The sequence below is a fragment of the Marinomonas sp. NPDC078689 genome (assembly GCF_044542435.1).
GTDB lineage: Bacteria > Pseudomonadota > Gammaproteobacteria > Pseudomonadales > Marinomonadaceae > Marinomonas > Marinomonas arenicola.
Window position 1 is genome coordinate 1 of record NZ_JBITUJ010000008.1, and the last position, 14,179, is coordinate 14,179.

At 45.1% G+C, this 14,179-nt stretch carries 14 protein-coding genes; 6 read left to right on the plus strand and 8 right to left on the minus strand.

What is annotated here, in order from left to right:
• Window positions 1-276: 276 nt before the first annotated feature.
• The gene (gene tyrS, locus ACIGBN_RS13090) at window positions 277-1,581 is read right to left on the minus strand and encodes a tyrosine--tRNA ligase (RefSeq protein WP_396665939.1); all 1,305 of its coding nucleotides are present in this window, start codon (window positions 1,579-1,581) and stop codon (window positions 277-279) included.
• A gap of 104 nt (window positions 1,582-1,685) precedes the next feature.
• On the opposite strand from tyrS, the gene ACIGBN_RS13095 reads away from it, so the two are divergent.
• On the plus strand, window positions 1,686-3,140 hold the full coding sequence (locus tag ACIGBN_RS13095; protein WP_396665941.1) for a peptidoglycan DD-metalloendopeptidase family protein: 1,455 nt from the start codon (window positions 1,686-1,688) through the stop codon (window positions 3,138-3,140).
• Between the two features lie 94 nt (window positions 3,141-3,234).
• On the opposite strand, the gene trxA is transcribed toward ACIGBN_RS13095, so the two are convergent.
• The 6 genes from trxA to ACIGBN_RS13125 all read right to left on the minus strand — a co-directional run bounded on the left by trxA (window position 3,235) and on the right by ACIGBN_RS13125 (window position 7,271).
• Window positions 3,235-3,561 carry a thioredoxin TrxA gene (gene trxA / locus ACIGBN_RS13100; protein WP_133004082.1) on the minus strand — a complete coding sequence of 109 codons (327 nt, stop codon included), beginning with the start codon at window positions 3,559-3,561 and terminating at the stop codon, window positions 3,235-3,237.
• 102 nt (window positions 3,562-3,663) lie between these two features.
• Window positions 3,664-4,377, minus strand: a complete 714-nt coding sequence (locus ACIGBN_RS13105; protein WP_396665943.1) for an HAD family hydrolase — start codon at window positions 4,375-4,377, stop codon at window positions 3,664-3,666.
• The gene (locus ACIGBN_RS13110) at window positions 4,374-5,039 is read right to left on the minus strand and encodes a DUF484 family protein (protein WP_396665945.1); all 666 of its coding nucleotides are present in this window, start codon (window positions 5,037-5,039) and stop codon (window positions 4,374-4,376) included. The genes ACIGBN_RS13105 and ACIGBN_RS13110 overlap by 4 nt, the downstream gene beginning before the upstream one ends.
• 7 nt (window positions 5,040-5,046) lie before the next feature.
• On the minus strand, window positions 5,047-5,877 hold the full coding sequence (gene dapF / locus ACIGBN_RS13115) for a diaminopimelate epimerase (RefSeq protein ID WP_396665947.1): 831 nt from the start codon (window positions 5,875-5,877) through the stop codon (window positions 5,047-5,049).
• A 10-nt stretch (window positions 5,878-5,887) separates the two neighbouring features.
• Window positions 5,888-7,141, minus strand: a complete 1,254-nt coding sequence (gene lysA, locus ACIGBN_RS13120) for a diaminopimelate decarboxylase (RefSeq protein ID WP_341568148.1) — start codon at window positions 7,139-7,141, stop codon at window positions 5,888-5,890.
• A 10-nt stretch (window positions 7,142-7,151) separates the two neighbouring features.
• Window positions 7,152-7,271: a lipoprotein gene (locus ACIGBN_RS13125; RefSeq protein WP_133004087.1), complete on the minus strand. Its 120-nt coding sequence runs from the start codon at window positions 7,269-7,271 to the stop codon at window positions 7,152-7,154.
• Between the two features lie 204 nt (window positions 7,272-7,475).
• On the opposite strand from ACIGBN_RS13125, the gene ACIGBN_RS13130 reads away from it, so the two are divergent.
• Entirely contained in the window at window positions 7,476-8,267 is a 792-nt protein-coding gene (locus tag ACIGBN_RS13130; RefSeq protein ID WP_396665950.1) for a hypothetical protein, read from the plus strand.
• Window positions 8,268-8,320: 53 nt separating this feature from the next.
• Here ACIGBN_RS13130 and argH read toward each other — a convergent pair whose 3' ends face one another.
• The gene (argH, locus tag ACIGBN_RS13135; protein ID WP_133004089.1) at window positions 8,321-9,721 is read right to left on the minus strand and encodes an argininosuccinate lyase; all 1,401 of its coding nucleotides are present in this window, start codon (window positions 9,719-9,721) and stop codon (window positions 8,321-8,323) included.
• Window positions 9,722-9,883: 162 nt separating this feature from the next.
• Here argH and hemC point away from each other — a divergent pair, with 162 nt between their 5' ends.
• Genes hemC through ACIGBN_RS13155 form a run of 4 tightly spaced genes read left to right on the plus strand, consistent with a single transcriptional unit; the run spans window position 9,884 to window position 14,089 of the window.
• Window positions 9,884-10,807, plus strand: a complete 924-nt coding sequence (gene hemC / locus ACIGBN_RS13140; RefSeq protein WP_341565186.1) for a hydroxymethylbilane synthase — start codon at window positions 9,884-9,886, stop codon at window positions 10,805-10,807.
• A gap of 33 nt (window positions 10,808-10,840) precedes the next feature.
• Window positions 10,841-11,608, plus strand: coding sequence for a uroporphyrinogen-III synthase (locus ACIGBN_RS13145; RefSeq protein WP_133004091.1), 768 nt, complete (start codon window positions 10,841-10,843; stop codon window positions 11,606-11,608).
• The gene (locus tag ACIGBN_RS13150) at window positions 11,595-12,854 is read left to right on the plus strand and encodes a uroporphyrinogen-III C-methyltransferase (protein ID WP_396665953.1); all 1,260 of its coding nucleotides are present in this window, start codon (window positions 11,595-11,597) and stop codon (window positions 12,852-12,854) included. Before ACIGBN_RS13145 ends, ACIGBN_RS13150 begins: the two co-directional genes overlap by 14 nt.
• Window positions 12,851-14,089, plus strand: coding sequence for a heme biosynthesis HemY N-terminal domain-containing protein (locus ACIGBN_RS13155; protein ID WP_133004093.1), 1,239 nt, complete (start codon window positions 12,851-12,853; stop codon window positions 14,087-14,089). Before ACIGBN_RS13150 ends, ACIGBN_RS13155 begins: the two co-directional genes overlap by 4 nt.
• Window positions 14,090-14,179 lie beyond the last annotated feature (90 nt).

The following is a 14,179-nucleotide window of genomic DNA, read 5'->3' on the forward strand; positions in this document are numbered from 1 at the left end:
ATCAACTACCTTCCGGTAAACCGAACGGCGATGATCTTCTGAAGACTCCAGCGAGCGCCCACACAAATTATCTGATTATCTATTTTAAAGAGCGTCTGACATGTCGGTCGACTTACTTAGCAAGCTAAGTGGCAAACTCTTGTTTGCGTCGTTGTCCGTGTCAGTGGGTGCGTATAATACATTCTGAAAAAATTAGCGCAAGCACTTTTTAACACTTTCTTAAATTAATTAAAAAGGCGCCGAAGCGCCTTTGTATCAAACAACCCATTTGTCACCTTACAGAACGAACAGGTGATGCTTCTTCTTACCTAATTTCACTAGGAAGTACTTGTTGTAGTAACCGTCTTCAGCAGCAAAAATACTAGCCGCGTCCATATTGTTATCTAAGCCCTGGGCCTTGCCATTTACCACAACAGAATTACGTTGCAATGCGTCCTTTACCTGTTTACCACTTGCCGCCAATCCCGCATCAGCCAATAAAGAGGTTAATGGCGTGGCAGCTAGGTCAATACCTTGCAATGAACTGCTCGGTAAACCATCTAACTGAATTTGCTCTAGGTCTTGCTCACTTAGATCATCTGCTTGGCCACTAAACAAGGCTTTTGTAATACGCTCTGCCGCTTGCAACCCTTCTTCACCATGAACCAATTTAGTCGCTTCACGAGCCAAAATAGACTGAGCTTCAGGCTTGCTGGTACTTTCTTGGTCTGCTTTTTCAATCGCATCAATTTCTTCAAGACTTAAGAAAGTGAAAAATTTCAAAAATTTATAAACATCAGCGTCAGCCGTATTCATCCAGAATTGATAAAAAGCATATTGACTGGTTTTAGCAGGGTCTAACCAAACCGCACCAGACTCTGTTTTTCCGAATTTCGTGCCATCCGATTTTGTTACCAGGGGAACGGTTAAACCAAAGGCTTGAGACTGGTTTTGACGACGAGATAAATCAATACCTCCGACTATATTACCCCACTGATCACTGCCCCCCACTTGGATGGTGCAATCATAAGTGCGGTTAAGCTCAGCGAAGTCCATACCTTGTAATAAAGCATATGAGAATTCAGTGAATGAAATACCAGCACCTTCTCTATTAAGACGCTGTTGTACCGACTCTTTATTGATCATGGCATTAACAGAAAAATGTTTGCCAATGTCTCGCAAGAAATCCAACATGCTCATTTCGCCTGCCCAGTCGAGGTTATTAACAACCTTCGCAGGGTTTGGCACATCATCAAATTTTACAAATTGACTTACTTGGCCACGAATCTTCTCTGCCCAATCGGCGACAACATCAGAAGTATTCAACTGGCGCTCTGCTGCTTTAAAGCTTGGATCACCAATCAACCCGGTTGCACCACCAACCAAGGCAATCGGATTGTGGCCAGCATCTTGAAAGCGCTTCAAAACAAGCAACGGAACAAGATGACCTAGATGTAGGCTATCCGCGGTTGGATCAAAACCACAATAAAGCGTACGACTGCCACTAGCCAGATGAGATTTAAGCTCTTCTTCTGCCGTCATTTGGGCGATAAGCCCACGAGCTTGCAAGTCGTTTAAAAGGTCGTTACTGCTTACGGTCATTTGTTAGATCCATTTCCTGAAAGTTAGTTTTATTAAAGCATTCAATTATAAAAGTAATGTTGGTACGATTATAAGGCTTTAATAAAGAATTTTGGGTACTCATTTTGGCTAAACTTATACCAGCGAAGCATCTTTTACTGATCGGCATTGTCTGCGCCTTTCTTGCAATTGTATTTTTTGCTTTTCCAACAGGCGCATCAAAAGACACACAAAACATTTCTTTAACCATAACGCCGCAAGTTATTAAAGAATCTGAGCTGTCATTATTTGAAAGTGGATCCTCCTCATTAAATAACGTTAAGACTCAAGTGATTAGCAATCAAGCCACTCATAATAGCCTGCCTTATCTTATTGATAAAGGAGGAGAAAATGAGCAATCAAATAATTCAAACGCAAAACCGTCAACCTCCTCTCTCACTGCCAATCCTAGACCCAAGTTCACTATTGAAAAGCACTCAGTACAAATAAAAGAAGGCGACTCATTGTCCAAGGTATTGTCCAGTTACCAGGTATCTGCGAACGATATTTACAAAGTCTCCAGCGCTGACAAGAAGCAAAAAAGCTTATTGCGCATGAGACCCGGACAACACCTGGAATTTGCAATTGAACAGCCATCTGGTTCACTCAAACACATTAAGCTGGTGCTAAATCGACTACAAAGCATCGATTTCGAACGTAAAAATGATCAGTTCGAACGCGGTGAAACCAACAGAACCCCAGACATATCTCAAACCTACAAAGAAGCGGTTATTAATAACTCATTATTCGTAGACGGAATGAACGCGAACATCGACCAACCGCTACTCATTGAGCTGGCGAATATTTTTGGCTGGGACATTGATTTTGCCCTCGACATTCGAAAAGGCGATCGTTTTAGCCTGCTATATGAAGAGAAGTTTTTAGACGGCGAAAAAATTGCTAATGGCAACATTCTGGCCGCGCAGTTCATCAATAACGGACGCACCTTTCAAGCCATTCGCTATGAGACAAATAAAGGGGCAAGCTATTACACCCCCGACGGGTTAGCGATGCGCAAAGCCTTTATCCGAACGCCCGTTGACTTCACTCGAATTTCATCCAAGTTCAATCCAAACCGACTGCACCCGATCTTCAAGACCAGCCGCCCTCACCGCGGGGTAGATTATGCTGCCGCCAGTGGCACCCCAGTCAAGGCAGCTGGAGACGGAAAAGTGTCTTTTGCAGGCAAGCAAAAAGGCTATGGCAATGTCGTCATCATCAATCATGGAAAAGGTTACCAGACACTGTACGCTCATCTACGAGGCTTTGCCCGTGGCATGCGCAAAGGTAAAAAAGTAAAGCAAGGGAACATCATCGCTTATGTCGGCCAAACAGGCTGGGCAACAGGGCCACATCTACATTACGAATTCAGGGTGAATGGTGTCCACAAAAACCCAGTGACCGTAAAACTGCCTAATGACGATCCTATGCCTAAAGCAGATTTAAAGAAATATTTACCGTACGCACAAGGTGTGGTTGCCGCTCTAACCAACTCCAATTCTGCCGAGTTTTCACAAAGGTTGGCACTGCTTAAAGACTGAGCATATCTAAAGAAAAGACATTGCCCGTTAAAAACAACAGGCATAAAAAAAGCAGCCATCCGGCTGCTTTTTTAGATAAACAGAACAACTAGTATTAGATAGCGCCGTTTACGAATTCAACCAATTGAGACTTAGAAACAGCGCCTACTTTAGTAGCAACCACTTCACCGCCCTTCACAACCAATAAAGTTGGAATACCACGAACATTGTACTTAGGTGCTGTTTCAGTGTTTTCGTCAACGTTCAACTTAACCACTTTCACTCTGCCTGCAAATTCAGCAGCAACATCTTCCAACACTGGCGCAATCATTTTACAAGGACCACACCAAGGAGCCCAGAAATCAACAATAACAGGCACATCAGAATTCAGTACTTCTTCTGAAAATTGAGCGTCGGTAATGTGAACAGTATTATCACCCATAAAATTTTCCTTAAAATCAGTTTTAACTAATGAATGAGCCTAGTGTAACACTAAACTATTTGGGTAAAAATGAGTTCCACCTACTAAGGTAATAGAAAAACACTATGGAAGCAGTAAACGGACCGCTTCCGGCAACTCCAATATAGAATGCACCTCTATATCAGAGCGCAAAGACCACTGATCGTCCCAGCGTCGAGCCCCATGTCGGTTAAACCAAATACTTTTGATTCCCGCTCTAGCCGCTCCTGCAACATCATCAATAGGATGGTCACCGATATGCACAATACGCTCTACTGAAACGCCAGCTTTGTCTGCAGCCAGTTCAAACAACTTGCTGTCTGGCTTGGCAACGCCCACTTGATCGGCACGAATCGCAAAATCAAAATAATGCCCAATACCAACATAAGGATGAAATACATCGGCATTGCCGTTAGTAATCGCGATCAATGAGTAATCAGACTGGAGACCTTCTAACACTTCTTTTACGTGCGGGTATAAATCGACTTTTTGGCGCCACTCAGAAAAATACGATAGAGCAGCTTGCGCCACAGAATCTGCCTCTTCCGTTGGCAAACCAAATTGCTTTAATGCCGTCTTATAAACTTCATAGCGAGCCGCTGAAATATTCGCCAGCAAAGAAGGTTGCTCGACAATTAACGCTTTGCGTATTTCTTGTCGCACCGCAAAAGGGTAGCGCGCATCAAAGCCAGGAAAACGCTCCTCAAACCAAGACTCCATTGCATACTCTGCTCTCACAATAACAGGATCGACATCCCACAATGTGTTATCCAGATCAAACGCGACGACTTTTTTCATGAGGAAAGCCTTTGAATTAAGACATTTAATAACTCGGCTATGTGCTCTAGAAACAAGTTTTCTTTCTTTTTAGCAAAGGTATTTTTGGACGAGGCTCCAAGCACCAAAACGCCAATCGCGTGCTTTTTCCCCTTATCAATAGACATAATCGGCATTACAGCATGAGACTGGATGTCAGAAGCGTCTTCTTGAAATAAATAGGCAAGCTCTTTTTTAGACAAGCCCCCACAAGCGGACTGCTTCATTTTTGGGATAGTCGCAAGGTGAGTAACAACCTCTTCAGCAGAGCAACAACGAATCGCGGAATCTTGAGCATCGCCAAACAACACAAATGCATGCCGAGACGCCGCAAAGTCATCTCGTACCATGTCATCGATGACGACCGCAAACTCATCCAATGTGTGGCATTCTAGTCCAGCCAAAATGAAACGACGTGTCTTCTGCATGATGGCTTCATTTTCACGAGCCACATCAATCAGGCGATCAAATTCACGACGATAATCCGACGTGGATTTTCTTAATAAATCGACCTGATATTCAAGCAAAGAAACAACACGCCCATGAACGGGGTGCGGAAGCGTTAAGCTTTCCAACAACTCGGGATTCTTAACAAAAAAATCCGGTTTATCTGATAGATACTGAATAACTTCCGCTTCGTTCATAACACCTCTATAGGTAGATCTGTCCTTCAAAGACTTTTTCTGCAGGACCTGTCATAAGAATAGGGTGGCCTTCACCTTGCCATTCAATATGTAAGTCTCCACCGCGTAAATGCGCGGTCACTTTAGGCCCTAACCAACCTTGCTTAATACCTGCAACGACCGCGGCGCAAGCACCTGTGCCACACGCTTGTGTTTCACCAGCACCACGCTCATAAACACGAAGATTAATTTCCTCTTTATTTAGCACCTGCATAAAGCCAACATTGACCTTCTGTGGGAAACGTTCATGACACTCTATCAGGGCACCAACTGTTGAGACTTCTTCGTCACGCAAAGCGTCAACACGTAAAACCGCGTGCGGGTTGCCAACCGATACCGGCGTGATCTCATAATCTTGGCCACCAGCATCAAGCGTATACAATGACTCAGAGGACTCTGCGATAAAGGGCAATGTCTTAGGCTCGAAGCTTGGCATTCCCATGTCGACCGTTACTAAGCCACCATCAACAACACGAAGCTGGATTTGGCCACCTTTCGTTTCCACGTTGATAATGTGCTTATTGGTTAACTCTCGGTCCAATACAAATTTAGCAAAGCAGCGCGCACCGTTACCACAGTGCTCAACTTCAGAGCCGTCCGCATTGTAAATACGGTAGCGAAAATCCATGTCTGGATTTGTCGGCGGCTCAACCATCAATAATTGATCAAAGCCGATACCAAAGTTGCGATCACTTAAACGCTGAATTTGTTTTTGATTAAAAAACACTTTGCGTGACACCGCATCGACAACAATAAAATCGTTACCCAAACCGTGCATTTTAGTAAATTTCAATAACACAATAGACTCCTTAGTCGGGCAATACTTGCTCGCCGGCTAATTGATGCTCTATTGTTTCACGAGCGCGTATAAGATACGTTTTATCACCATCCACCATGACTTCAGCCGCTCTATTTCGGCTATTGTAGTTAGAAGACATAGTAAAGCCGTAAGCGCCCGCGGAACGAACTGCCAATAAATCCCCTGCCTGAATGTCTAATTCGCGATCTTTACCCAGGAAATCTCCTGTTTCACAAATAGGCCCCACCAAGTCATAACTGCGGCTACCTTCTGGCGTTGGCGCCAATGACACTGGCACAATATCCATCCAAGCACTGTACAAAGACGGGCGAATCAAATCGTTCATGGCACCGTCAATGATGGCAAAGTTTTTGTGTGCCGTGCACTTTAGAAACTCAACTTGAGTTACTAATAGGCCAGCATTAGCGGCAATTGAGCGGCCAGGTTCAAATGCCAGCGTCACATTGCGACCTTTCACTTTTTCCAACACAAGTTGAGCGTATTCAGCAGGTTCTGGCGGCACTTCATCACGGTAACGAACCCCTAAACCACCTCCTAAATCAAGGTGCTTGATTTCGATGCCAACAGCAGAAAGCTCGTCTACCAAACCAATCAAACGATCGAAGGTATCTAGGAAAGGTTTTAGCTCTGTCAATTGAGAGCCGATATGGCAATCCACACCCATCACATTTAGATTTGGCAGCTTGTGCGCTATTTGGTAAATGCGAACGGCGTCTTTGATATCAATGCCAAACTTGTTTTCTTTCAAGCCTGTCGAAATATACGGGTGTGTTTTTGCGTCCACGTCTGGGTTTACACGTAACGACACAGGGGCAATTTTCCCCATCTCGCCAGCCACTTGATCAAGTCGGTACAATTCCGCTTCAGATTCTACATTGAAGCAATGTATTCCCACTTCAAGCGCTCTACGCATCTCTACCGCTTGCTTGCCTAACCCTGAAAACATTACTTTGGCAGGGTCGCCGCCCGCTTTCAGTACGCGCTCCAATTCACCAACGGAAACAATATCGAAGCCAGACCCTAAGCGCGCAAGCACATTCAAAATTGCAATGTTTGAACAGGCTTTTACGGCATAACAAATTAATGTTGGGTGAGAAGCAAAGGCATCAGCATACGCTGAGTAATGACGCTCTAACGTCGCTCGCGAGTAAACATAACAAGGCGTGCCATATTCTTGCGCTAGGTCTGTTAAAGCAACGTTCTCTGCCTGCAAAACCTGATTTTTATAGTTAAAAAAGTCCAAAAGGGGATCCTCAGTTAGCAGACGATTCTTGTTGTGGTGCAGCCTTATCAGTTGGCAAGTAAAGAGGACCTTTGTTGCCACAGGCCGTTAGGAACACAACCAAAATAAGTACTGAAAACCATTTAAACATCGTCTTAATCTCTTCAATTTTTGATGCTTACAGTATACTTGTAGGCTAGGTGTTTCCCAACCCTAGAGCGGCATTTAAAATAATATTCTTTACCAATAAAAGAATCCCTCCCACCTTGAATTTTCGATAATCACATCAAGGTAGATAGGTAATGATTTAAATAAACCTCATTATTTAAAGGGTCAGCGAACTTACGCTTTGATTATGAAAAGCAAACCATACATACCACCGTGGGTGATCGCACTCGTCAGCGCCCTTGCCCTTCATATCATTATCATCACTTTGCTCAACATTTACGGAGGGTTCACCCTCTGGCAAGCCAAAGAAACGCCTGCTCAGCCGCCACTTGAAGTGACATTTGTCCACAAACCAAACCAGACAAGTGATGAGACAACACAAAAAGACACCTCTGTGAGAGATGAAACCGCCAAGGAGACAGCGCCTACCGTCCCTACCACTTCTTCAAACCCTAACGCGACTGACAAGGTGACAGGCGAAAACCCGGCCCCGAATCGACCGCACATTAATAGCGAAGGAAATATCACCGCTCAAGTCGCCCCGTCAGCGGACGATATCAAAACAGATCAAGACGCAGACACAGAAAAAACAGGCGACATATCGACCAAATCCTCATTACTGGATCTGTCTCATTTTTCCTTGTCCCCTGCGGCAGACTCTAACGCGACCAGAGAAATTTTTTCTGCAGAATTGCAAAAGAAAATCGCCGCTTCTAAGCAAGCTCAAAAAGACTATTTGAAAGGCACCAAGCGAGAAATAAGCTACCCAATAACAGAAGACGCTGATGGCACCCGCTATGTAAACATCAAAGGGGTTTGCTGGAGAATGCCGAAAGATCCGAGCAAAGACAGCTGGGCAATCGTATTTGATGGCTGCGGACTCAAAGATAAATCCTTCCATTTTGAGCTCAATATTAGCCCAAGTATGCTCACCAATGAATTGCTCGGACCAGAGTCTCCTTTTACCTTAGAGAAATAAAAAAAACGGCGCATTCAATGCGCCGTTTTTATTGGGTTTATCTACTCTATCGCTTAACGCGCTGCTAACTCTTGCTTTGCTCGAGCGACCGCTTTAAGAACTTGCGCTGGCGCAGTACCACCAATGTGATCACGCGCAGCAACGGAGCCTTCTAGGGTCAACACATCAAATACGTCCGCTTTAATCATGTCGCCGAATGACTGCAACTCTTCAAGCGTCATTTCTGATAAGTCCTTACCTTCTTTAACGCCATACCCCACTGCTTTACCAACAACTTCATGGGCATCACGAAACGCCACGCCTTGGCGAACCAAATAATCGGCCAAGTCTGTTGCGGTAGAAAAGCCACGACGAGCAGCTTCATACATGTGCTCTTTACGAGATTCGATCGCTGGAATCATGTCTGCAAAGGCACGCAACGAACCTTTTAAAGTATCGACCGTATCAAATAAGGGCTCTTTGTCTTCTTGGTTGTCTTTGTTGTATGCCAGACATTGAGACTTCATTAGGGTTAACAACCCCATTAGGTGCCCATAAACACGACCCGTTTTACCGCGAACTAGTTCAGGTACATCTGGGTTTTTCTTTTGCGGCATAATCGACGAACCTGTACAAAAACGATCAGGTAAGTAGATGAAGTTAAATTGCGCAGACGCCCACATCACCATTTCTTCAGCCCAGCGAGACATGTGCATCATGATAATAGAGGCAGCAGAAGTAAATTCGATGGCAAAATCACGATCACTAACAGAGTCTAAAGAGTTGTAAGTTGGACGTTCAAAGCCCAGCAATTCTGCCGTCATGTTACGATCGATTGGGTACGTGGTACCAGCAAGTGCCGCAGCACCCAATGGCAGAATATTAATACGCTTACGGCAATCAACTAAACGCTCGTAATCACGTTGCATCATTTCATACCACGCCATTAGGTGGTGACCAAACGTAACTGGCTGAGCCGTTTGCAAGTGCGTAAAGCCAGGCATAATAGTCGCCGCTTCTTTTTCAGCAAGACTCAAAATGCCTTGCTGCAGGCGAGTGACTTCTTCTAGCAAGAAATCCACTTCATCGCGCATGTAAAGACGAATGTCTGTCGCCACTTGATCATTTCGAGAACGACCGGTATGAAGTTTTTTGCCGGTAATGCCAATTTTTTGAGTCAAACGCGCTTCGATGTTCATATGAACGTCTTCTAGCTCGATCGACCATTGAAACTCACCACGTGCGATTTCTTCTTCTATCTCGGTCAAACCTTGAATAATCTGATCACGCTCATCGTCTGTCAAAACCCCTACGCTTGCGAGCATGGTGCCGTGCGCAATAGAGCCTTGGATGTCTTGTTTCGCCATTCGTTGATCAAACTCAACAGACGCTGTAAAACGAGCAACAAAAGCATCTACAGGTTCGGAAAAGCGACCACCCCATTGCTGGTTCGTGGTTTTAGTAGTATCAGTCATTCAATCAGTTCCCACACAAATTCAAACAGCTGCCAAGAGTACCTTAAGCGCCGCCACTTATAAAGCGTGGAAGGATGACGACCCACCGCTTAACGAGTATGATTAAGGCCATAAATCTCAACGAAGAATGCTTTTTCTTCCGACGCCTTACTAGGAGATAATGTGAAAGATAAAATCGTGATCGCTACCCGCGAAAGCCAACTCGCTTTATGGCAAGCCAATACGGTAAAAGCTCAATTAGAATCGCTCTACCCAAACCTCAAAGTCGAATTGCTTGGCATGACAACCAAAGGCGATCAAATTTTAGATTCACCGCTCTCAAAAATTGGTGGCAAAGGACTCTTCGTTAAAGAGTTAGAAACGGCGTTATTGGATGGCCGTGCGGACATTGCTGTGCACTCCATGAAAGACGTGCCTATGGCTTTTCCAGATGGCTTAGGTCTTGCTGTTATTTGTGAACGCGAAGACCCAACCGATGCTTTTGTCTCCAACCACTTTGCCTCTGCAGCAGACTTGCCTGCTGGCAGTGTTGTCGGTACCTCCAGCTTACGACGCTCTTGCCAACTGCGTATGCACAGACCAGACATAGTCGTAAAAGACCTTAGAGGCAATGTAAACACTCGCCTAAGAAAACTAGACGCAGGCGAATACGATGCCATTATTTTGGCCACGGCAGGGCTAATACGCCTAGAGATGCAAGACCGCATCCAGCAAAGAATTCCCGACACAGTCAGCTTGCCAGCCGGTGGCCAAGGCGCTATGGGTATTGAATGTCGCTCTGACGACCAGGACACAGTGGCGTTACTCGCACCATTGCAACATGAAGAAACCGCCATTCGAGTGACGGCTGAACGCGCCATTAACGAACGTTTAAATGGCGGATGCCAAGCCCCAATCGCTTGTTTTGCAACGCTCAATGACGATCAGTTATTTGTCCGTGGCTTGGTTGGCAGCCCTGATGGAAAAACCATGATCACCAGTGAGATCACAGGACACAAACACGACGCTAAATCATTAGGCGTTCAACTCGCTGACGACTTGTTACAACAAGGCGCTGATCGCATTCTTGCTTCTATTTATCAATAACAACCCACACGCGATGAAAGGCAAATAACACCGGTGAGTAAATTAAACATACTAATCACTCGGCCTGAGCCAGAAAACACCCTCAGTTGTGAACGCGCAACTGAACAAGGATTTCATGGCGTGTCTCTGCCTATGCTAGAGATTGTTCCGATAAGTGAAGCAAATAAAGTGGCGGCCATTCGCTCACAAATTTTTAACATTGATGAATTTCAGTATGTTATTTTTGTCAGTAAAAATGCAGCAAGAGCCGCCGCACAATGGCTGGATGACTGCTGGCCTATGTTACCCGTGAATACTCATTGGATAGGCATAGGAAAAGGCACAACAGAAACATTGCGAGCTGAAAACATTCCCGCGATAACCAATCCAGGGCACACTACGGAAGCGCTATTAGAATGGCTTAAACCGGTAAAAATGCGCCATCAGAAAGTACTCATAGTAAGAGGGGAAGGCGGACGACCAGAACTCGGAGAACAACTAGAGAAAAGAGGCGCTCACGTACAGTACCTTTCTCTCTATGAAAGAAAAAAGCCTGTTTACCACGCCCAAACTTTCGCCTTATTACCCGATATTCATTTAATATGGGCAACCAGTGGTGAAAGCTTGATAAACCTTAACAGCTACATTGAGCAATTCAAACCCAGCTTTAAATCACTATTACTTCTAACGCCAAGCGAACGAGTGAACGCTTTGGCGAAGACCATGGGCTGGCATAATGCTATTTGCGCAAACGGTGCAGATGACGCTAGTCTAATAACGGCGACGGAACTTCACACAGGACAACAGAATGATAGAGACTAATAAGCACACTTCAGAACACGATGTAGCTAATAGCGAAGATTCTCCAACAATGACAACGGAACCGTCAAACAATCACAACACCCAAAATCAAGCGCCCGTCACTATGCATCGAACGCTAATAGCCGCCTCTCTGGTCATTTCTATTATTGCATTAGGGACAAGCGGATGGCTGTTTTACCAGAGCCAACAAAGCAACACTCAAGCTCAGCTTGCGCTTTTAAAAAGCCAGCAAGACAAGGTAAATACAGAGTTTAAGGCTCGCAATCAAACACACAGCCAACTCGTACAATTATCCGACCAAGTCACCCAAGCAGAGCAAAACACTCGCGAACAAGCCGCCTCATTGCAAGCACAACAAACCAAGCAGCAAACGCAACTGCAGGCACTTGAGAACCGCGTACGTAAAATAAACAGCGCGAATAAAGAGGACTGGAAACTGGCTGAAGCGGAATACCTAGTACGTCTAGCCAACCAAAGAGTCCTACTAGAGGCCGACCTTACAGGGGCAGAAACACTGCTTTCCAATGCCGATGATATTCTTTCTGCACTTGAAGACCCTCTCTTTTTTAACGCACGTAAAGCCATTGCAAAAGACATTCAAGCGCTAAAATCCACCAGCCATTTTGACGTTGAAGGCCGCTACCTACAATTGGGCGCCTTGTACGATCAAGTTGGCCAATTGCCACAAAGAGAACCTTCTAAAAAATGGCAAGAAAGCACACAAGAAGCCCCGCAAGGCAAACTGGATCAAGCCTCTTCAAAAGTCACTAGCACACTGGCAAGCTTATGGGACTCCATCAAGTCACTGGTTGTTATTAACTACAACCACAAACCCATTAAAACCTTACTGCCACCAGCCGAGTATCAAGAGTTAGTCACAGGCTTACAGTTACAAATTGACGTCGCGCAAGTGGCTTTAGTAAAAGGCGAATCGTCAATTTATCAAAAAGCCTTGTCTCGAGTCGCAGACGCCATTACCGCACACTTTGATACACGCTCTCAAAACGTCATTGCATTTATGACCAGCCTGACCTCATTGCAGCAAGTTAACCCAGCGCCTGAGCTACCACAGCCAAGAGCCTCACTGAATGCCATGAAGGAAATGATGAAAGAGTGGAATGCTCGTCCGACATCGGAACATCAAGAAGAGCAAGTTCAACCCAGTGAATCGAGCGAGGCTGCTGCGCCTTCTAATGAAACAGAACAAAACAGCACTGAAAGTCCAGTGCAAGGAGCAGGAGCATGAGAAAACTCCTCTTCGTACTGGTGATCATGATGGCCATTGGCGGCGTATTAGGTCTATTGATGCGCCAAGACAGCGGCTATGTCCTGATCGCCTATAATGGTGTGACACTCGAAACAAGCCTATGGGTTTTGGTTGTCGCCATTATCATCACCCTCTTTGTGCTTAGCTGGGTTAAGCGTATTCTCTTTGTATTATTACGCCCTAGCAATTCACTGTCTAAACTCACCGATAGCCTTGCCACAAAACGCGCCACCAAAAACACCATTCGAGGCATGCTCGAACTGGTGGGCGGAAACTGGCGAAAAGCCGAAAAACTGCTCACAAACAGCGCGAACAACGTGTCTTATCCATTAATTAACTACATTGGTGCCGCTTACGCGGCCAGTGAGCAAGACGAACATGAGCGCTCTAAAACACTGCTAAGAACCGCTCATCAGTCAACGCCTGAAGCCGAATTTGCCATTGGCTTTGCGCAAAGCCAAATACAAATGAGACAAGGTCACTACGAAGGCGCACTCGCCTCCTTGCTTCGTTTGCAAAAGCTCAAGCCGAAACACCGACAGATTCTTAAAATGCTGGTTTCGGTTTACACCAAATTAAAAGATTGGGACGCCTTGTTCGAGCTAACTCCAACACTTAAGAAAGAAGGGATTTTTGATAACGACAACATGCTCGAAATCGAACGTAATGCCTTTTGGGCTCTGTTAAACAAAATCAATTTCCGCAATAAGTTAGGGGAAAGCAACAAAGACTTGGTTGCAGACGTAGAAGCACTCTGGAACAAATTGGACACTTTATCTCAAGACGATCACATGCGTCAGCTTTACGCCCAAACGCTCATTAGTTTTAATGACGAAGAGAAAGCGGAGCATTTCATTCGCCACAGCCTAAACAACAAGTGGTCAGAGGCGTTGATTTATGAATACGGCAATCTACGCGAATTGGCGCCTAAGAAACTGTTAGCCAATTGTGAAGGCTGGCTGAAAAAAGAGCCCCACAGCGCTAACCTATTACTGGTGTGTGGCCGCTTGAGTCAGTCCCTTCGCCTTTGGGGAAAAGCCAAAGACTATTACGAACACGCTTTCTCCTTGGACAGCCAAAGTGAAGCCCTTGCTGAACTTAGTCGTTTACTCAAAGCCATGGGCGACATAAAAGCCAGCCAAGACATTATGATGGTTAGCCTTAACCAAGCCAGCGATAGACTAAAAGCACTGCCCTTACCACAAGAGCACTAACGCGTTCATTCAATAACGTTCACTCAATAAAAAGGCCGTTTACTCTCCCAAGTAAACGGCCTTTTTTGTCTTTAAACGCTATTTAAAACG

What these genes read in the sequence shown, in the direction of transcription:
- trxA (WP_133004082.1), bottom strand. Translation starts at nt 3,561, where the DNA reads ATGGGTGATAATACTGTTCACATTACCGACGCTCAATTTTCAGAAGAA.
- ACIGBN_RS13105 (WP_396665943.1), bottom strand. Translation starts at nt 4,377, where the DNA reads ATGAAAAAAGTCGTCGCGTTTGATCTGGATAACACATTGTGGGATGTC.
- ACIGBN_RS13150 (WP_396665953.1), top strand. Translation starts at nt 11,595, where the DNA reads ATGATAGAGACTAATAAGCACACTTCAGAACACGATGTAGCTAATAGC.
- tyrS (WP_396665939.1), bottom strand. Translation starts at nt 1,581, where the DNA reads ATGACCGTAAGCAGTAACGACCTTTTAAACGACTTGCAAGCTCGTGGG.
- ACIGBN_RS13110 (WP_396665945.1), bottom strand. Translation starts at nt 5,039, where the DNA reads ATGAACGAAGCGGAAGTTATTCAGTATCTATCAGATAAACCGGATTTT.
- ACIGBN_RS13130 (WP_396665950.1), top strand. Translation starts at nt 7,476, where the DNA reads ATGAAAAGCAAACCATACATACCACCGTGGGTGATCGCACTCGTCAGC.
- ACIGBN_RS13155 (WP_133004093.1), top strand. Translation starts at nt 12,851, where the DNA reads ATGAGAAAACTCCTCTTCGTACTGGTGATCATGATGGCCATTGGCGGC.
- ACIGBN_RS13125 (WP_133004087.1), bottom strand. Translation starts at nt 7,271, where the DNA reads ATGTTTAAATGGTTTTCAGTACTTATTTTGGTTGTGTTCCTAACGGCC.
- argH (WP_133004089.1), bottom strand. Translation starts at nt 9,721, where the DNA reads ATGACTGATACTACTAAAACCACGAACCAGCAATGGGGTGGTCGCTTT.